Raw genomic sequence first — 19,305 nt, forward strand, 5'->3', positions numbered from 1 at the left:
GATGCAGCCGGGCCGTCCATCCTTCGAGGCCTCCGCTTCGCTCCGGCACCTCGGGATGACGGGCGATCGTGCGATGTGCGTCGTATGTCGTCGTGCGGGACGAATGTGCGACGAGCCGCGAATGTCCTTTGCCGGAGCGCGTGCCCTGCGTAAGCTGTCGCCCACACAAACACCAACCACGAAGAATCGCCGATGCCTGCTTTTCCTGCCTCCACCACCGTGCTCGATTCCATGCTGTTCCGCGACGCCTTCGGTACGCCCGAGATGCGGGAGGTGTTCTCCGACGTCGCGCTGGTGGCACGCTATGCCGAGGTCGAGGTGGCGCTGGCGAAGGCTGAGGCGAGGTGCGGCGTGATCCCGCAGCAGGCCGCCGATCAGATCTCGGCGCGGACCGACGTCGCCGCGCTCGACTTCGATCTGCTCAGGCATGAGACCGACATCGTCGGTTATCCAATCCTCCCTTTGGTGCATCAGATGGTGAAGCAGTGCGGCGAGGCCGGCCGCTACGTGCATTGGGGCGCGACCACGCAGGACATCATGGACACCGCCGTGGTGTTGCAACTGCGCGCCGCGTTCGAGATCGTCGAGCACGACATCGCCGAACTTCGCCGTATCCTCGCCGACCTCTCGAAGCGTTACCGGGACACACCGATGGCGGGCCGTACCCATCTCCAGCAGGCGCTGCCAGTGACCTTCGGCTACAAGACCGCGATCTGGCTCGCCATGTTCGACCGCCACGCCGAGCGGCTGACGCAATTGAAGCCGCGCGTGCTGGTCGGCCAGTTCGCCGGCGCCGCAGGTACGCTGGCCTCGCTCGGCGACAAGGGTTTTGAGGTGCAGGAGGCGCTCTGCGCGGAGCTGAAGCTCGGCATTCCCGCCTCGACCTGGCACGTCGCTCGCGACGGCTTTGCAGAAGCCGTGAACTTCCTTGCGCTCGTCACCGGCTCGCTCGGCAAGATCGCACTCGACATCATGATCATGGCCTCGACCGAGTTCGCCGAAGTCTACGAGCCCTTCGTGAAGGGACGCGGCGCCTCCTCGACCATGCCGCAGAAGCGCAACCCGATCTCGTCGGAGCTGATGCTGGCGGCGTCCAAGGCGGTGCGCCAGCACGCCGGCCTGATGCTCGACGCCATGGTGCAGGATTTCGAACGCGCCACGGGCCCCTGGCACGCCGAGTGGATGGCGATTCCGGAGAGCTTCGTGCTGACTGCCGGCGCGCTGCACCAGGCGAAGTTCGCACTCGCAGGCCTCATCGTGGATGAGGCGAAGATGAACGACAATCTTGCGGTCAGCCGCGGCCTGATCGTGGCCGAGGCGGTCATGATGGGGCTCGCGCCACAACTCGGCCGGCAGGAGGCCCATGACGTGGTCTATGATGCCTGCCGTCAGGCCAACGAGAAGGGAATGAGCCTGGCCGAGGCGCTGTCCGTGGACTCCCGGATATCGAGCCGCATCGATCGCGCCACAATCGAGGCGCTCACCTCACCGAAAAATTACCTCGGCCTCGCGCCCGCCATGGTTGACCGGGTGCTGAAATCGGCAACGCGTTGAAAACCAAAATGCGTGAAACTGCGTATCTTCTCCATGTCGCAATGTGCTCGCGCACTTGCGTCCCGCGATGCTAGACTTAGATTGAACGACAGACTTTCGGCAGAGGGCCCCGCATGACTGATCACCGCAATTCCGCCACTCCCATCGATCCCGTGAAGCTCGACCGGCTGGCCGAGGTGGCGGTGAAGGTGGGCCTGGGCTTGCGGCCGGGACAGGATCTGCTTCTGACGGCGCCCGCGATCGCGCTGCCGCTGGTGCGGCGGATCGCCGTTCATGCCTACAAGGCCGGCGCCGGCATCGTGACACCGATCCTGTCGGACGAGGAGATGACGCTGGCGCGCTACCGCCACGGCCACGACAGCAGTTTCGATCGTGCCGCCGGCTGGCTCTACGAAGGCATGGCCAAGGCGTTCTCCGACAACACCGCGCGGCTCGCCATCGTCGGCGACAATCCGATGCTGTTGTCGGGTGAGGATCCTTCCAAGGTGGCGCGCGCCAGCAAGGCGAATTCGATGGCCTATCAGCCTGCGCTGGAAAAGATCGTCAATTTCGACACCAACTGGAACATCATCGCCTATCCGAGCCTGTCCTGGGCCAGGCAGGTGTTTCCTGATGATCCCGAGGACGTCGCGGTCGGCAAGCTCGCGGATGCGATTTTCGCGGCGTCCCGCGTCGATCGCGAGGACGCGATGGGCAATTGGGCGAGCCACAATGCGGTGTTGCGTGAGCGTACCAACTGGCTCAACGGCCAGCGTTTCCGCGCGCTCCAGTACAACGGACCGGGGGTCGACCTCACCATTGGCCTTGCCGATGGCCACGAATGGGAGGGCGGCGCCTCGCTCTCCAAGAACGGCATCAGCTGCAACGCCAACATCCCGACCGAAGAGGTCTTCACCACGCCGCATTGCCGCCGCGTCTACGGCCATGTCGTGAGCTCGAAGCCGCTGTCCTATCAGGGCACGCTGATCGACAACATCGCGGTGCGCTTCGAGGACGGCAAGATCGTCGATGCAAAGGCCTCGCGCGGCGCGGAGGTGCTGAACAAGGTGCTCGACACCGACGAGGGCGCCCGGCGCCTCGGCGAAGTGGCGCTGGTGCCGCATTCCTCGCCGATCTCGCAGAGCGGGCTGTTGTTCTACAACACGCTGTTCGACGAGAACGCAGCGTCCCACATCGCGCTCGGCCAGTGCTATTCGAAGTGCTTCATCAACGGCGCGCAGCTCACCCCGCAGCAGATCGCCGCGCAAGGCGGCAACCAGAGCCTGATCCATATTGATTGGATGATCGGCTCGGCCGAGACTGATATCGACGGCATCCTGCCCGATGGCAGCAAGGTACCGGTATTCCGCAAGGGCGAGTGGGCGAAGTAGGCCGCCGCTCGTCATGCCCGGGCTTGTCCCGGGCATCCACGTTCTTTGTGCCGCAAGGCGTGGATGGCCGGGACAAGCCCGGCCATGACGGTGCAAATAAATAAGGTCCAAGTGCTCGCGTCTAGCCCCCTCACGCCGCCGCGTTGCGCAGCATCGGATTGTTGTCGATGCTGAAGCGGTTGAACAATGTCGTGAACGGGCTGCCGTCGGTGGCTCGTACGATGGCGTCGGAAGCGGCGATCGCCTCGTAGAGCGCGCCGACGGGATCGTCCGCGTCGTCCAGGTCGAGGCTCTTGAGGATCTCCTCGCGAGCCTCGTTGATCTCGTCCTCGTCGTCGAGCGTCGCCTCCAGCGCCTCCGCCGCACGCCGCATCTCCGCGAGGTCGCCGCCGCCGGAAAATTTGAGGATGTCGAGCCAATAGGGACGGGCGACGATGAGCTGGACGAACGCTTCGAACGTATCGGCGATAATCCCGGCGCGGCCCTCCGATGAGACGTAAAGCACATTCTGCGGCGGCAGCAGCACGAAGGCGCCCCCGGAGCCGTCACTGCCCATCTGCTGGGGGTTTTCGATGCCGTCGATGGTGAACCAGGGCTCCTCGTCCGGCGCGAAGGAGACATCGAGGCTGACCAGCCAGGCGACGGCCTCACGATTGGCTGTCAGAACCTCGGGCGTGAGGGGCATCGGCGTGGCTCCATTTTATGCTTCCGCGCACTTTGTCGCACCCCGGAAAAGATCGGTTCATGTGCTCGAATTTGCAGGGAAATCGCCGCGTTAACCGCTTCGCGCCTGCAACTTCCGGCTGATTGTCGGGGCCTGCGTAAGAAAGAATTAAAAACCGATGACTAGCGTTCCCGGCATCTTTCGAAGCAATCCGGGCCGAGATCCGGCAATATTTTATTATACCCGCTGGGGAAGAAGATGTCGCGCGCATTGATTGAAATCGGTAGTTGCAATGTCGAGCTTGAGCTGCGGCCGATCGAGCCGTCCTGGATCATCGAGGGCAATCCCGTGTCGCGCTCGCACATCCTGTCCACCAGTGCCGACGGCACCGCATCGACCATCATCTGGCAGTGCACCGAAGGCCGCTTCAACTGGTACTACGATATCGACGAGACGATCATGATCATGGAAGGATCGATCGTGCTCGAAAGCGACGGCATGCCGCCCAAGCGCTACGGCCCCGGCGACGTGATCTTCTTCCGCGACGGCGCGCATGCCAAATGGCATGTCGAAGGCCACGTCAAGAAGATCGCCTTCTGCCGCAAGACCAATCCCGTGATGATCGGCTTCCTGATCCGCGTCGTCAACAAGCTGAAGAAGATCTTCGCCTCCACCGGAGAGCGCCGTCCGGCCTCCCTGATGGGTGCCGGCTAATCTCAATTCAAGAACGCTTCCCAGCGGCCACGACGGAAGAGGGGGCGGGATCATCCCGGCCCCTCTTCTTGTCATGACGGCAGCTCGAGCCGGTAGACGTCGGTGGCGGTCTGCGAGAACAGCGCGGTCTTCTCGGCCTCGCTCAGGGGTGAGGCGATGCGCTTGAAGGCGTTGAAGATCACCTGGTAGCTGCACTGGCCCTTGTCCGGCGGGAAGTTGCTCTCGAACATCGCGCGCTTGGGTCCGAACGCCTCGATGCAGGTCTCGACGTAAGGGCGCCAGGCCGCGGCGAGCTCCTCGGATGACGGCGGCCTCTCGCGCAAATGGAAGTCGTAGCCGAGCAGGCACATGGCGAGGCCGCCGAGCTTGACCACCACGTTCTCGCATGTCGCGATCTCGCGGATCGAGGCGCGCCATTGTGCAAACACCTCTTCGCGCCGCCCTGCAAAGCGGCCGACGCCAGCTGGGCCGGCGCAATGGTCGAGCACGATCCTGGTGTCGGGGAAGGCGCGCGCAAGCTCGGTCAGCTCGCCGATCTGCGGATGGAACAGCCATGCATCGAAGCTGAGGTTCAGTGGGGCCAGGCAGGCAAAGCCTTGGCGGAAAGCTGGATCCTGCAACAGGCCCTTCGGCCGGTTCGCATACATGCCGGCGACGACCGGGTCCTCGTCCCAGGCCGAGGAATGGCGGATGCCGCGGAAGCGGCCATTGCCGGCCGCGATCTCGGCTTCCAGCACCGGCCTTGCGGCGTCGCCCAGCAGCAGATTGGCGTGGCTGACGATGCCGGCGCAGATCGCCGCCTTGCCGTAAGCGCCGCTTGCGCTCATGGCGGCGACGCCGTTGGCGAACTCGACTTCGCCGACGGGCCGGAACGCTTCCGGCCCGTGCGCGCGATACATCGAGCGGCAATCGACATAGACGGTCGCGATGACGTTGTGGCCGGAGGCGATGTCGGCCGCTATTTCCTCGATCAGATAGCGGTGGCCGCGATTCCAGAGATGGTGATGGGGATCGACGATCGGCCGCAAGGGATCAATGATCGGCTCCTGATGCAGCGCGAGCCAGTCCTCGCGCGGCTCGACGAACAGCCCGCTCGTATTGCCGGGCACACTGCTTGCAGCCATCAGTGTCCGCTCCCTGTTGTCTCTTGAGGGAGGAGCCTAACATCTCACACGCACGCACAGCAGCGCGCATTGCTCAGAGCACCACAGCAGCGGCGGAGCAGGTGCGCTCCCTCTCCCGCTTGCGGGGGAGGGCTGGGGTGGGGGCGTCTCCGCAATGGGACACTCCCGATGTGGAGAGAGCCCCCACCCGGCGCTACGCGCCGACCTCCCCCGCAAGCGGGAGAGGTTGCAGCGAGCCTGGGGCCCACGGCTTCAACCAACAGCCATCAGATCTCTAGCCCTTCCGCCGCTTCGCCTTCACATCGACCACAAGCCGCCAATCGCTTGCATCGGCCGGCTTGGTCTCGCCGAGCCAGTGGAAGGAATCGCCGGTGATTTCCGTAAAGCTCCAGCGGGTCAGTTCGCCGGCCTCCGTCGTGCCTTCCTGCACGATGTCGGCGCCGCGCGGCCGGCCGATCTGCTGGCGGAAGACGCTGCGTCCAGGATCGAACCAGGAAATCCGCCACGCATCGATGGTCGAATCGTAGAGGCGCAGCGTCGTGCCGTACCAATTGCCCGCAATCGGAAAGGCCGGGCTGCCCGCGGGGCGCGGGATGATCCAGACGTCCTGGACCGCGCGTCCCTCCAGCACCCAGCCAAAATGGATCTCGCCGCGCGCGGTGTGTTTGGTTCCATCGAGGCCGTGGGCCGTGATCTCGGCGTCCCAATCGCCGACAAAGCGGCCGTAGAGCTGCAGCGCCGCGGCGTGCTCGGAATTCGGTCCATCGGCGTGCAATAGTCGCGCAAAGTCGTTCATGTCGATCTCCTGTTGCGCGGAGATCAGCACCGAAGACGGCAGAAGGCTTGGAGAAAGTTGCGCCTCAGACCCCGTCGAGGATGATCACCGTCGGCATCGACGGCAGCGCGTCCCGCGACATCCGGAAGGACCGCCCGGAGCGCCGGTCGATCTCGAACTGCTGGCCGATCCGGCGCATGAAATCGTCGAGCGGGGTGGCAAAGCGATGCATCGGTAGCACGACGGAGGCGCGCAGGCGCTTGGTGATGTCAGAAATCCCTTCGAGCGACATGGTGTAGGTGCCGTCGATCGGCACCATCACGATATCGAGCCGTCCGATCTGGGCGAAATGGCTGTCGTCGAGCTTGTGATGGAGGTGGCCGAGATGGCCGATGCAGAGGCCGGCGACTTCGAAGATGAAGATCGAATTGCCGTCGCGGATCATGTCGGTGCCGGCGTCGTCGCCGAAATAGCGGCGGATGTCGGTCGTGACATTGCGGATGAAGGCGTCACTGATGCGTTCTGAAACGATCGCCGGCTTTCCGTCCTCGCCCCAACCATGCAGCACGTGAGGAATGCGCTTATCGGGAAACAGAGAGTAGTGGGTGCTGTGGGCCCGGTTCATGGTCACGACGTCGGGCAGCCGCCCGACCTGGTAGGCGCCGCTATAATCGGTCGCGATGCGCAAGCCGCCGGGCGTGTCGATGAAATAGGTGGAGTGGCCGACATAGGTGATCTCGACCTCGCCTGTGCCGGCCGCCGGCCGGAATGCGACCGGCAGAGCGCGCGGGGCCGCGTTCGCCATCGCCAGGCACTCGCTGCGCTGTGGCTGCTGGGCAAGGGCAGGGGTCAGGAATGCGCCGAACAGCGCCAGGGCCGTCGAAACAAGTCGCCGCATAAGTCCGTCCCCGATGATGTCAGGGAAAGTCTAGCGTGCATTGCGGCGCGGGGCCAATGGGCTGCGATCAACAGCGCGTCAGTGTCGCACCTCTCACTCCGGCTATCAGTCCCGCCTTCAGTCCCGCCTTGGGCTGAACTTCCAGGTGATCGCAACCAGGCTCGCGGTGATCAGGCCGCTGATGAGGCCGGCGATGGGGAGTGCAAGCAGCAGTGCCGCGGTTGCGGCCCAGCCGATCGAGGAAAACGCTTCGGCGAAGGTCGCAAGCCGCGACGAGGTCTGGCGGCGCCGGAATTGGCTGCGCCGGGCCTGCACCCGAAACCAGAGCTGGATCGCGGTCGCGGAGGCCGCGCTGAGGATGATCGCGCCGGCACTCACTGCAGCCTGGATCGGTGCGGCGAAGGCCAGCGCGCCGATCAGCGGGCAGAAGATCACGGCGATCGCGATCAGCACCACCTCGATCTTGGCGCGGACGACGGCGGATGGCGTCAGCGGCGCAGTCGCGACCAGGTCGGGGGCGTCCTCGCCGGAGATCGTCAGCCAGGCCAGCCCGCCGGCAAGCTGTCCGGCCGCCATCACGATCACAGGCGTGATCAGCGTCAGCGCCGCGGAGCTGTCGGCAAAACTGCGCCAGAGCAGCAGCGCCGGCGGCACCAGATAGAGCAGCTGCATCAGGGTCTGCGAGATCAGCCAGGGATCGCGCCAGAGCAGCGAGAATTCCTTGCGCCGCAGCGCCTGCTGCCGCGACCCGCCGCGGAACGGACGCTCCTTCGCGCGCTCGCTGCCGGAGCTGCCGTAAGCCGCGGCATCGATCGCCGTGTCGGCAAAGCGGTGCGAGAAGATCGCCATGACGCTTCCGAGCAGCACCAAAGCGAGCGCCAGGAGCGGCAGCAGCGCTTCGCTGTCGCCCATCGCCGCCCGTGCCGGCCACCACCAGATGCTGTCGACATCGGGGGCATGGGCGGCCACGCTGCCTGAGGTCAGGATGGTGAAGCGCGACAGCGTGCCGTAGGACACGATCGCGGCGACCTGGAGCGCGATCACGAAGCCGGCGCCGATGATCGCGGCGAGGATCTGGGCAATCAGGCGCGTCCGCGCTGGGCCGATCAGGCGAAACAACAGGATGGTGACGGCGATCGCGACCGCCGCGGCCGACAGGCCCATGGCGACGACCACCCCGAATGCGCTGAGCCAGCGCGCGCCGCCGCCGATCACGAGCACATCGATGAACGGCGTCGAGAACAGCAGCGCGATCGCGGTGACGGTCAGCGCGATCGCGGCGATGCGGACCGAGAACAGATTGGCGAGCGTCGCCGGCGAGGACATGATCAGGTCGAGATCGGCGCGGGCGTAGAACACCCGCGTCACCGATTCGATCGCCTGCGACAGCATCAAGGTCCAGGCGAGAACGATCGTCGCCGAGATCACGATCAGCGAGGATTTGTCGAGCGGCAGCTGCAGATCGGCGAAACGGCCGATCACCGCCCAGGCCGGCAGATGCAGCAGCGCGGCGAAGCAGAGTAGGCCGATGATTGCGGCGCGCGCCCGCTTGCGTCGTCCGCCGGTCATCATGGCGAACCATTCGCGCCAGGCGAGCCGGAGCTCGTGGCGTGCGAACCAGGAGAGCGCGGTTGCCGAGCTCATGCGGCTTCCGGAAGCGTCACCAGCGCGATGAAAAGATCTTCCAGGCTGGTATCGGCATGGCCGTTCTGCTGGCGCAGCTCGGTCAGCGTGCCTTCGGCCACCAGGCGACCCGAGGCGATCACGCCGATGCGGTCGGCCATGCGCTCGGCGACTTCGAGAATATGCGTGGTCATGATGACGGTGCAGCCGGCGCGGACACGCTCGCTGAGCAGGCCCTTCACGTGGCGTGCGGAGACGGCATCGAGCCCCGTCAGCGGCTCGTCGAGAATGATGAGGCTGGGATCATGCACCAGTGCGCCGGCGAGCGCGACCTTCTGGCGCATGCCCTTGGAAAAGCCTTCGCAGCGCTCGTGCCGGTGCGGCTCCAGGCCGAGCGAGGCGAGCAGGTCCTGCGCGACCGGCTCCGAGATCGATGGCGCGATGCCCCAGAGGCCGGCGACGAATTCGAGATATTCGAGCGGGGTCAGCTTGTCGTAGATCATGGGCTCGTCGGAGACCCACGCCATCACCTGCTTGGCGGCGACGGGATTTTCGAGCGCATCGATGCCGAAGATCGAGACCGCGCCGGCATCAGGGCGCAGCAGGCCCGCAACCATGCGCAAGGTGGTGGTCTTGCCGGCGCCGTTGGGGCCGACCAGCGCATAGAATTCGCCGGCGTGGATGGTGAGATCGAGGCTGTCGACCGCCAGACGGTCAAAACGCTTCGTTAACCCCAGGACTTCCAGCGCCGACTTGTCCCGCTTCATGACGGCCACACTATCCGGTTTTGCATCGCTCGCGACCATGATCCCAAGATATTTCGGCACCGTGAATCTACGGCCCACAAATTCCGCCATCCGGTTTCGACTAATGGCAAGTCACCGTTTGTTGACAGTAAGGAGCGGTTCAGGCTGAATTGGTTCCGGACAAATGGCGCTAACGCAGCGAAACGACTGCGTAGCGACTGGACACAAGATGCGGCAAGGCGGTCGGGAAGAACCGCCGGTTGCATCGGGAGGACGCGCGTCAATGCTGGATTTCGTTCAGCAGCTGGTCAGCGGTGTTGCGCTCGGCTGCGTCTACGGCCTGATCGCGCTCGGGTTCGTGCTCGTCTACAAGGCCACCGAGGTCGTCAATTTCGCCCAGGGCGATCTGATGATGCTCGGCGGCTTCTTCGCCTTCACCTTCATCGGCATGATGGGCCTGAACTACTGGATCGGCTTTGCCGGTGCGGTGGCCGCGATGGCGCTGTTCGGCATGCTGGCAGAGCGCGTGGTGGTGCGGCCGATCCTCGGCTATCCGCAATTCTCCATCATCATGGCCACCATCGGCCTTGGCTATTTCCTGCGCTCGGTCGCCGGCATGATCTGGGGCACCGATGATCTGAAGATCGAGACCCCGTTCAGCCAGGGCGTGCTCCGCATCGGCTCGCTGGTGCTCGCTTACGACAAGCTGTCGGTGATCGCGGCGACGATGATCCTGTGCACGCTGCTCTATCTCTTCTTCAACAAGACCACGCTCGGCACCGCGATGCGCGCCAGTTCCGAGAACATGCTCGCGGCCTACTACATGGGCATCCCGGTCAAACGCGTGGTGTCGATCGTCTGGGCGATCAGCGCGGCGGTCGCGACCTGCGCCGGCGTGCTGCTCGCGCCGATCACCTTCATCCATTCCAATGTCGGCCTCGTGCTTGGCCTGAAGGCATTTCCCGCCGCGGTCCTCGGCGGCTTCGGCTCGATCCCGGGCGCCGTGGTCGGCGGCGTCCTGATCGGCGTGATCGAGAGCATGGCCGGCTTCTATCTGCCCGAAGGCTGGAAGGATGTCGCGCCGTACCTCGTGCTGCTCGCCGTGCTGCTGTTGAAGCCCGAAGGCCTGTTCGGCCACCACGTCCGCAAGAAGGTCTGAACGCATGCGCTTCCTGTTCAAGACCGACTATGAGGACGACATCAAGCTGTTCCCGCATTCGGGCTATCTGGTCTCCTACGGCATCCTGCTCGCGCTGCTGTTGATCGCGCCCTATGTGCTCTCCAGCTATCTGATGAGCCAGCTCGTCTTCGTCTGCATCTATGCGATCGTCGGCGTCGCGCTGCTGATCCTCACCGGCTTTACCGGCCAGGCCTCGCTCGGCCACGCCGCATTCCTCGCCATTGGGGCCTACACGGCGGCATACTTGCAGAAGTACAACGTGCCGTTCCCGATCTACTTCCTCGCCGCCGGAGGTTTGACCGGCATCATCGGCGCGATGGTCGGCTTTCCCGCCCTGCGCCTGACCGGCATCTACCTCGTCATCGCTACCATCTCCTTTGCCCTGATCGTCGAGGAGATCCTGGCGCGCTGGGAAAGCGTCACCCACGGCAACGAGGGCATGCGGGTGAAGACGCTGTCGCTGCTCGGCGTCACCGTCCCGCGCGACAGCCCCACCTTCTATTTCCTCTGCCTCTCAGTGCTGGTGCTGACCATCGTCGGCACGCTCAATCTGCTGCGCTCGCCGACGGGACGTGCCTTCGTCGCGATCCGCGACAGCGAGACGGCGGCGCGCAGCATGGGCGTCAATGTCGCGCTCTACAAGGTGAAGTCGTTTGCGATCTCGGCGGCGATCACCGGCTTTGCCGGCGTGCTGTTCGCCCACAAGCTCTCCTTCATCTCGCCGGAGATGTTCACGCTCCAGCTCTCGATCGAGTTCATCATCGTGATCCTGATCGGCGGCACCTTCAGCCTGCACGGCGCGGTGTTGGGCGCGATCTTCATCGTGATGATCGATCCGTTCCTGACCTATCTCAAGGACGACATGCCCGGCATGATCGCCGGGATCGCGGCGACGTTCGGCGCCGGCCCGGCCACCGCCGGCAACATCCAGTCGAAGGTCGCGGCCTTCGCCTCGCTCAACGGCCTCAAAGGCGCGATCTACGGCATCATTATCGTGCTGTTCGTGCTGTTCGAGCCGCTGGGTCTCTATGGCCGCTGGCTGAAGATAAAACTCTTCTTCCAGCTGTTCCCGCTCTACAAGCGCGCCACCTTCAAGCGGCAGAAGATCTACGTGAAGTCGGAGCGGAACCGATGAGCTATTTCCGCGCCGAGAATCTGTCGCTGCATTTCGGAGGGCTGAAAGCGGTCGACGCGGTCTCGTTCGCGGTCGAGAAGGGCGAGATCCTCTCGATTATCGGTCCCAACGGCGCCGGCAAGAGCTCGATCTTCAACCTGATCTCGCGGATCTACCGGCCGACCTCGGGCCGCATCTTCTTCGAGGATCAGGATATCACCGAAGAGCCGCCTTACGACATCGCCAAGCTCGGCATCGCCCGCACCTTCCAGAACATCGAGCTGTTCGAGAACGCGACCGTGCTCTCCAACCTCCTGGTCGGCCGTCACCGGCACTCGACCACGCAGCTCTGGCAGGAGCTGCTGTTCCTGCCGAGCGTGCGGGCCAACGAGAAGGTGCACCGCCGCAGGGTCGAGCAGGTCATCGAGTTCCTCGATCTCGAACCCTATCGCGACAAGCTGATCTCCGGCCTGCCCTACGGCGTGCGCAAGGTGATCGAGCTGGCGCGCGCGCTGTGCTCGGAGCCGAAGCTGATCCTGCTCGACGAGCCGTCGTCCGGCCTCAATGTCGAGGAGACCGACGACATGTCGTTCTGGATCCGCGACATGAGGAGCGAGCTCGGCATCACCGTGCTGATGGTCGAGCACGACATGTCGCTGGTCAACCGCGTCTCCGATCGCGTCATCGCGCTCAATTACGGCCGCGTGCTGGCGATGGGCTCGCCCGCCGACGTCCAGCAGCACCCCGACGTCGTCGCCGCGTATCTGGGAGCTTGACGCATGGACGCCGCTGTTACGCCCGAGATCATCCTGAAACTCTCCAACATCGAGAGCTATTACGGGCCGATCATGGCGATCCGCGGCATCTCGCTGGAGGTGCCGCGCGGCCGCATCGTCACCCTGCTGGGGGCCAATGGCGCCGGCAAGACCACGGTGCTGAAGACCATCTCGGGCATTCTCGATCCGCAGAAGGGCTCGATCGAATTCCTGGGCAGGCCGATCCAGCGCATGGAGGCCGACCGGATCGTGCGGCTGGGCCTCAGCCACGTGCCGGAGGGGCGCGAAGTGTTCCCGTTCCTCTCGGTGCGCGAGAACCTGATGATGGGGGCCTATCCGCGCAAGGACCGTGATGGCGTCGCGGAGGATCTCGACCGCGTCTATGGTTACTTTCCGCGGCTGAAGGAGCGCATCAACCAGCCCGCCGGCCAGCTCTCCGGCGGCGAGCAGCAGATGCTCGCGATCGGACGCGCGCTGATGAACCGGCCGACGCTGCTGCTGCTCGACGAACCCTCGCTCGGCCTGTCGCCGCTGCTGGTGAAGGAGATCTTCACCATCATCCGCCGCGTCAACGAGGAGCAGGGCATGTCGATCCTGCTGGTCGAGCAGAACGCCAAGGTGGCGCTGGAGACGGCGCATTACGGCTACGTGCTGGAGATCGGCCGTATCGTCATGAACGACACCTGCGACCGCTTGATGCATTCCCAGGACATCCAGGAGTTCTACCTTGGCGCCAAGGAAGCGGGCGCGCGAGGCGAGCGGCGCTGGAAAAAGAAGAAGACGTGGCGGTGAGGAAGAGCTGGCAGTAAGATGAGCTCGCCATCCGCAATAGAGACCGCCGGCAAGGCAGGCAGCGGAGGCAGGCGACAAGGAGGAGACGTGCATGGCCCGACCGGCGGTGCTGACGGTCGCTGATACGATCGCGAAGAGCTTCTTGCGCGCTGCGGAGACGCGGGGCGATCGGCCTGCCATCCGCGAGAAGAAATTCGGCATCTGGCAGCCGACAAGCTGGCGCGAATGGCTGGCGATATCGAAAGAGATCGCCTACGCGCTTCATGCGACCGGCTTCATGCCCGGCGATGTCGCCTCCATCATCGCCAACGCCGTGCCGGAATGGGTCCATGCCGACATGGGCATCCTGTGCGCCGGCGGCGTCGCTTCGGGCATCTACCCGACCGATGCGTCGTCCCAGGTCGAATATCTGGTCAACGATTCCCGGACGAAAGTGATCTTCGCCGAGGACGAGGAGCAGCTCGACAAGATCCTCGCCTGCCGCGCGCGCTGCGCGAGCCTGCAGAAGATCATCGTGTTCGACATGGAGGGCCTCAGCGGCTTCTCCGACGACATGGTGATGTCGCTCGACGAGTTTCGCGCGCTCGGCCGCAATCACATGGTCGGCCGCGAGGCGCTGTGGCAGGAGATGATCGACAGCCGCAGCGCCGGCGATCTCGCGATCCTGGTCTATACGTCCGGCACCACCGGTCCCCCCAAGGGCGCGATGCACGCCAACCGCAGCGTCACGCACCAGATGCGTCACGCCAATGACTTCATCCCGGCGCAGGAGGACGAGGACAGGCTGATCTTCCTGCCGCTGTGCCACGTCGCCGAACGCATCGGCGGATACTACATCTCGGTCGCTCTCGGCTCGGTGATGAATTTCGCCGAGAGCCCGGAAACCGTGCCGGACAATTTGCGCGAGGTGCAGCCGACCGTCTTCCTCGCGGTCCCCCGCATCTGGGAAAAGTTCTATTCCGCCATCACCATCGCGCTGAAGGATGCGACCCCGCTGCAGCAATGGGTCTATCGCCGCGCCATCGGCATCGGCTACCGCATGGTCGATTACCGGATCGAGGGCAAGCCGCCGCCGCTGTCGTTGCGCCTCGCAAGCCGGATCGCCTACCGGCTTGCATTCCGCAACATCCGCCGCATGATCGGGCTCGATCGCTGCCGCGTCGCCTTCACCGGCGCAGCGCCGATCGCGCCGGAGCTGATCCGCTGGTATCTCGCGCTCGGCATCGACATGCACGAGCTCTACGGCCAGACCGAGAATTGCGGCGTCGCCACCATGATGCCGGCGGAGCGGATCAAGCTCGGTTCGGTCGGCACCGCCGTGCCCTGGGGCGAGGTCACGCTGTCGCCCGAGGGCGAGATCCTGATCAAGGGCGACTTCCTGTTCATGGGTTACCTCAACCAGCCGGAGAAGACCGCGGAGACCATCGATCAGCGCGGCTGGCTGCACACCGGCGACGTCGGCACCATCGACAACGAGGGCTTCGTCCGGATCACCGACCGCATGAAGGACATCATCATCACCTCCGGCGGCAAGAACGTCACGCCGTCCGAGATCGAGAACCAGCTCAAGTTCTCGCCCTACATCTCCGATGCCGTCGTGGTCGGCGACAAGCGGCCGTATCTGACCTGCCTCGTGATGATCGACCAGGAGAACGTCGAGAAGTTCGCCCAGGATCATGACATTCCCTTCACCAATTACGCGAGCCTGTGCCGGGCGACGGAGATCCAGGATCTGATCGGGCGCGAGATCGAGCAGGTCAACGGCAATTTTGCCCGCGTCGAGACCATCAAGAAGTTCTACCTGATCGAGCGCCAGCTCACCCCGGAGGACGAGGAGCTGACCCCGACCATGAAGCTGAAGCGCGGCTTCGTGAACAAGCGCTACGCCGCCGAGATCGAGGCGATGTATCGCGAGCGCGCGGTTGCTTGAGCATGATCCCGGAGGATCATGCTCAAGAGAGATGGATTTGAGAAAACGGCGAAGGCTTGAGAGGCCCGATCCTTCGCTCAACACGGGCCACTGAAGGAGGAGACTGCAATGTCGAAATCGCTGAAGGCGCTGGGCCTGGCGGTGAGCGCCCTTGCGCTGACCTGTCTGCCGGCCACCGCTCAAACCAAGGTCACCAATGAGGGCATCTCGGCATCCGAGATCGTCATCGGCACGCATCAGGACCTGTCGGGGCCGATCAAGGGCTGGGGCGTGCCGGTCTCCAACGGCATGAAGATGGCGGTCGAGGAGATCAACGGGGCGGGCGGTGTCCAGGGCCGCAAGATCAAGCTTGTCGTCGAGGATAGCGGCTACGATCCGAAGAAAGCCGTGCTGGCTTCGCAAAAGCTGATCGAGCGCGACAAGATTTTCGCGATGGTGGGACCAATGGGATCGCCGACCGTGCTCGCTGCGCAGGATATCCTGCTCGACGCCGGCGTGCTTCAGCTCTTCCCGCTGACGGCGGCCGAGTTCACCTTCAAGTTCGATGCGGCCAAGCCGCAGGAGCGGCTGAAGTTCAACAACCTCCTGCCCTATGTCGAGAGCACGCGCGCAGCGCTCAAATACATGATTGAGGCAAAGAATTTCAAGAAGCCGTGCATCATGCATCAGGATGACGAGTACGGAAAAAACGTGCTCGATGGTTTTAACCAGCAGCTCGCCGCCATGAAGGTGCAGCCGGCCTCGATCACGAGCTACAAGCGCGGCGCCTCCGACTTCTCGGCGCAGGTCGCCAAGATGAAGTCCGACGGCTGCGACCTCGTCGTGCTCGGCGCGGTCCTCCGTGAGCCTATCGGCACCATGACCGAGGCCAGGAAGCTCGGCTGGGAGGTCACCTTCCTCGGTGCCACGCCCGTCAACGTGCTCGAAGTGCCGGCGCTCGGCAAGGAAGTGGTGGAAGGCTTGTATGCCGCTTCGAACTTCGAAATTCCCTACGAAGACACCGCGAAGGGAAAGGTGAAGGACTGGCTCGTCAATTACAAGAAGATGTTCAGCGCCGACGCCAACACTCAGGCGATCATCGGCTACAATGCGGTGATGACGTTCGCGCATTATGCCAACAAGGCTGGCAAGGATCTCACTGGCCAGAAGATGCTCGACGCGCTGGAGTCCGGCGACAAGTTCCAGGATATCTTCAATTCGCCGCCGACCGTGTTCTCGAAGACCAACCATCTCGCCACCACCGTCACCCAGGTGCAACAGGTGAAGAACGGCCGTTGGGTCCTGGTGAAGGACAATCTGATGTTTTGATGCGGACTCTCTCGCGGCGAGTTCAGTGCACCCTCTCCCCTTGTGGGAGAGGGTGGCTCGCCGCGTAGCGTCGAGCCGGTGAGGGGTCTCTATCCTCACGAATAGTCTAGCGTGTGAAAGAACCTCTCATCCGTCGCGCTCGCGCGCGCCACCTTCTCCCACAAGGGGAGAAGGCAGAAGCGCCTACGATCCCCCGCTCGCCGTCCCCGAATTCACCGGCGCCAGTTCGTCCTCCCTGCAGCGCCAGCCGTCGGCGGCTTTGACGAACGCAAAAGTGCGCTGGATCCTCAGGCGACGCGTCACGTTGAAGGCTTCCGCCGAACGCTCCTTGTTGGCGGCGCTGGGCTGCGGAAGACCCGTCCTGGCGTCCCAGCAGGTGCCGGTGCAGCTGGATGCGACCTTGCTGCACATGGTGAAGGGCGCCAGCACCGCCATCTCGATTTCGCCGGTGACCTGCGCCTCCTGCTCGGTCACCTGGCTGTCGAGCGCGTAGACGCGGTTGATGCGGAGGAAGCTGCCGCACGAATTGGCCGCATGGATCCGCGCCGCGCAGAAGTCGACCGCGTCGGTGTCGGGGATGCGGGCCGCGATCTGCCGGCCGAACACCTTCTTGGGATCGCCCTTCGCCGCGCGGATGTCGTCGGCTTTGTGCTTCAAATGATCGGCGAGGCAATCCTCTGCGGATTCGAGCTCCTGGAGCGGCACGTTCTCCTTGCCGACCAGATTGCATTTGCGATCGCGCTCTCGTGTCCACCTGCCATATTCGGCGAAGGCAAAGCGCGCTGCGGTCGGGTCCAGCTTGCCGATCAGGCCGAGCACCTGGCCATTGAGCTCCGTTTCGGCAAGGGCCAGCGACGGGTCCGCACAAATCACCGCGCCCGCCGCGGTGTTGGCTGCGAGGCAGTCGAAATCCGGATCGCGCAGGATCGCGGCGCGCTCCTCGGTCACCTTGAGCAGGCACGCCTTCACCCGCTCGAAATCATCAGTGCGGATCGCGGTCTGGCCGACGATGCCGCAGCCGAGATTGCGCTGGCGGATCCAGATCGCATTCTCCTCGATCGCGGGAAGGCGATCGGGCAGGCGGGCGAGCCGCGCCTCGATCGCGGTGTTCAGCTTCTCGGCGGCGGCGGCAAGCGTGGCATCACCGCAGAACAATTGATTGCCGGGGTCGCGAATCTGCTGGCAGTTGTTCCTGGCGAACAGCGGCAGCCGATCGGCGATGGAGCGGTCGGACTGCGCTGACGCGGGTAAGGCGAGCGCCAGCAGCGCAATCACAGTCAGCACGATGAACCGCATTCCCGTCGCCCCCGCAAAGCCGTGGCCATGCTAGCCGCCCGGATCGCGTGGTGGAATGAGTTTTTGGTGAACGGAGGTTCGTAGCCTGGATGGAGAGAAGCGTAATCCGGGACTCGTAGGACAAGCGACAGCGGCCCCGGATTGCGCTGCGCTCCATCAGCGCGCCTCGGCGGCGACCATCGAGACCTGCATCGGTTCGTCGTCATATTTCATCACGGCCGACTGATGGAGCGCGAACAGCGGCTGGTAGCTCCGCGCAGCGTCGTCCTCGACCATCGCCATGCGGCGGTTGTCGAGCATCAGCCAGCGGCCGTCGAGGCGCGCGGCGACAACCGCGTGCTCTTCGCCGGCCCTGACGTCGCGCACCACGAGGATGCGGAGGTCCTCAGGCGCCACGCCCGCCAACCGCAGCGCGGCCAGCTTCGCGATGGCATAGTCCTCGCAGTCGCCGGCGCCGCGCGCGAAGGTCGCTAGCGGCGAGCTCCAGACGTCGTCGATGCCGTCATTGGCGGCCCGGATGGCAAGGTTGATGGCGCGGTTGGTCTCGCCGAGCCGCGCGCGGCCGTTGCGGGCTCGGGCCTGGTCGACGATGGCGAGCAGCTTCAGGGCCGCCGGCGAAGCGCAATTGTCCCGGTCACCGTCGCATAACGCGAGCTGCACCATGTCGCCGTCGAGCTTGTCTTTCAGCGCGAGCCATTTCTGTTGCAGGCTGCCGGCGGAGATGGCGAAGGCGAACACGCCGAACGGCTCGGCGGATTTGCGCACGAGCAGGCCTGCGCCCGGCGACAGCAGCGTGCCGGCGCGAAGCTCGGCGGCTGATCCGAGCAGGACCAATCCGCACAGGACAAGGATTGCGCGCCAGGCGCGCGAGCGAGCAGCGGTCTCCATCTGACATCCCCTTCCCGAGCTTCGCCAGATCCCCCTCGACCTGAACGTGCCGGGCTTTGTTGCTTTCGCGGAGATAGTGCGAGACGGGCCGTTTTGTTCTGCTTAACGCGCCCGGCTGGGGTTCCAAAACCGGGGAACAGCCTGAAATGGACCTGCCCAAATTGCGTAAAACTTTACGATTCGCCGGCTAGGAGTGTCCGGCTGCCGCGAAATGGAGCCAAGTGCAGACGCAGGTTGTGGGGGTGCCGAATCTGGGTCCTATGGCTAACGCCCCCCTATTTCATGGGGTTCTGTTAGTTAGGTCACAGATTTAACTCCGTATTTGCCGCAGGATGCCGCGGAACCTCGCGAAGGAAAGATGACGCAAGTATCTGTTTCGTTACTATGCGTCAGATTACTTTGGATGACTGGAAATGCGTGGAAACAGGCCGAACTCGACTTCCGAATATTTGAGAGATTACTTTCGCTTCTCTGTAGCGGCGCCAAGCCGTGGGGCCTCTTGGGGTCAAGTGATGCGAAATCACACAAGCAATAGATGGTATCGCTAAGGACT

Annotated in this window: 17 protein-coding genes; 9 read left to right on the forward strand and 8 right to left on the reverse strand. The window is 64.2% G+C overall.

The window, feature by feature from the left end:
- Window positions 1-192 precede the first annotated feature (192 nt).
- Window positions 193-1,554, forward strand: coding sequence for a 3-carboxy-cis,cis-muconate cycloisomerase (gene pcaB, locus GDN70_RS06805; protein ID WP_038974823.1), 1,362 nt, complete (start codon window positions 193-195; stop codon window positions 1,552-1,554).
- A 113-nt stretch (window positions 1,555-1,667) separates the two neighbouring features.
- Window positions 1,668-2,924: an aminopeptidase gene (locus GDN70_RS06810; RefSeq protein ID WP_028140680.1), complete on the forward strand. Its 1,257-nt coding sequence runs from the start codon at window positions 1,668-1,670 to the stop codon at window positions 2,922-2,924.
- 130 nt (window positions 2,925-3,054) lie between these two features.
- Here the strand turns inward: GDN70_RS06810 and GDN70_RS06815 are convergent, their stop codons facing one another.
- A complete protein-coding gene (locus GDN70_RS06815; RefSeq protein WP_028140679.1) occupies window positions 3,055-3,609 on the reverse strand; it encodes a hypothetical protein in 555 nt (184 codons plus the stop codon).
- Window positions 3,610-3,846: 237 nt separating this feature from the next.
- On the opposite strand from GDN70_RS06815, the gene GDN70_RS06820 reads away from it, so the two are divergent.
- Window positions 3,847-4,302: a cupin domain-containing protein gene (locus GDN70_RS06820; protein WP_028140678.1), complete on the forward strand. Its 456-nt coding sequence runs from the start codon at window positions 3,847-3,849 to the stop codon at window positions 4,300-4,302.
- Window positions 4,303-4,373: 71 nt separating this feature from the next.
- Here GDN70_RS06820 and GDN70_RS06825 read toward each other — a convergent pair whose 3' ends face one another.
- The 5 genes from GDN70_RS06825 to GDN70_RS06845 all read right to left on the reverse strand — a co-directional run bounded on the left by GDN70_RS06825 (window position 4,374) and on the right by GDN70_RS06845 (window position 9,489).
- Window positions 4,374-5,426, reverse strand: coding sequence for an amidohydrolase (locus GDN70_RS06825; protein ID WP_152102318.1), 1,053 nt, complete (start codon window positions 5,424-5,426; stop codon window positions 4,374-4,376).
- A 274-nt stretch (window positions 5,427-5,700) separates the two neighbouring features.
- On the reverse strand, window positions 5,701-6,222 hold the full coding sequence (locus tag GDN70_RS06830; RefSeq protein WP_028140677.1) for a hypothetical protein: 522 nt from the start codon (window positions 6,220-6,222) through the stop codon (window positions 5,701-5,703).
- A 64-nt stretch (window positions 6,223-6,286) separates the two neighbouring features.
- Window positions 6,287-7,099 carry an MBL fold metallo-hydrolase gene (locus GDN70_RS06835; protein WP_028140676.1) on the reverse strand — a complete coding sequence of 271 codons (813 nt, stop codon included), beginning with the start codon at window positions 7,097-7,099 and terminating at the stop codon, window positions 6,287-6,289.
- Between the two features lie 117 nt (window positions 7,100-7,216).
- Entirely contained in the window at window positions 7,217-8,743 is a 1,527-nt protein-coding gene (locus GDN70_RS06840) for a permease (RefSeq protein WP_095426861.1), read from the reverse strand.
- On the reverse strand, window positions 8,740-9,489 hold the full coding sequence (locus tag GDN70_RS06845; RefSeq protein WP_038973131.1) for an ABC transporter ATP-binding protein: 750 nt from the start codon (window positions 9,487-9,489) through the stop codon (window positions 8,740-8,742). Before GDN70_RS06845 ends, GDN70_RS06840 begins: the two co-directional genes overlap by 4 nt.
- Before the next feature lie 262 nt (window positions 9,490-9,751).
- On the opposite strand from GDN70_RS06845, the gene GDN70_RS06850 reads away from it, so the two are divergent.
- From GDN70_RS06850 to GDN70_RS06875, 6 genes are all read left to right on the forward strand, one after another.
- Window positions 9,752-10,627, forward strand: coding sequence for a branched-chain amino acid ABC transporter permease (locus GDN70_RS06850; protein ID WP_018321344.1), 876 nt, complete (start codon window positions 9,752-9,754; stop codon window positions 10,625-10,627).
- A gap of 4 nt (window positions 10,628-10,631) precedes the next feature.
- The gene (locus GDN70_RS06855; protein ID WP_028140673.1) at window positions 10,632-11,783 is read left to right on the forward strand and encodes a branched-chain amino acid ABC transporter permease; all 1,152 of its coding nucleotides are present in this window, start codon (window positions 10,632-10,634) and stop codon (window positions 11,781-11,783) included.
- On the forward strand, window positions 11,780-12,538 hold the full coding sequence (locus GDN70_RS06860; RefSeq protein ID WP_152102319.1) for an ABC transporter ATP-binding protein: 759 nt from the start codon (window positions 11,780-11,782) through the stop codon (window positions 12,536-12,538). Before GDN70_RS06855 ends, GDN70_RS06860 begins: the two co-directional genes overlap by 4 nt.
- 3 nt (window positions 12,539-12,541) lie before the next feature.
- Window positions 12,542-13,330, forward strand: coding sequence for an ABC transporter ATP-binding protein (locus GDN70_RS06865; protein WP_028140672.1), 789 nt, complete (start codon window positions 12,542-12,544; stop codon window positions 13,328-13,330).
- Window positions 13,331-13,421: 91 nt separating this feature from the next.
- Window positions 13,422-15,260: a long-chain fatty acid--CoA ligase gene (locus GDN70_RS06870; RefSeq protein WP_038948839.1), complete on the forward strand. Its 1,839-nt coding sequence runs from the start codon at window positions 13,422-13,424 to the stop codon at window positions 15,258-15,260.
- Window positions 15,261-15,368: 108 nt separating this feature from the next.
- The gene (locus GDN70_RS06875; protein WP_152102320.1) at window positions 15,369-16,568 is read left to right on the forward strand and encodes an ABC transporter substrate-binding protein; all 1,200 of its coding nucleotides are present in this window, start codon (window positions 15,369-15,371) and stop codon (window positions 16,566-16,568) included.
- Window positions 16,569-16,751: 183 nt separating this feature from the next.
- Here GDN70_RS06875 and GDN70_RS06880 read toward each other — a convergent pair whose 3' ends face one another.
- Window positions 16,752-17,864, reverse strand: a complete 1,113-nt coding sequence (locus GDN70_RS06880; RefSeq protein ID WP_152102321.1) for a lysozyme inhibitor LprI family protein — start codon at window positions 17,862-17,864, stop codon at window positions 16,752-16,754.
- Between the two features lie 156 nt (window positions 17,865-18,020).
- On the reverse strand, window positions 18,021-18,752 hold the full coding sequence (locus tag GDN70_RS06885; protein ID WP_152102322.1) for a transglutaminase-like cysteine peptidase: 732 nt from the start codon (window positions 18,750-18,752) through the stop codon (window positions 18,021-18,023).
- Between the last annotated feature and the right edge of the window lie 553 nt (window positions 18,753-19,305).

This window comes from Bradyrhizobium sp. TM102 (genome assembly GCF_009176685.1).
Lineage (GTDB): Bacteria > Pseudomonadota > Alphaproteobacteria > Rhizobiales > Xanthobacteraceae > Bradyrhizobium > Bradyrhizobium ottawaense.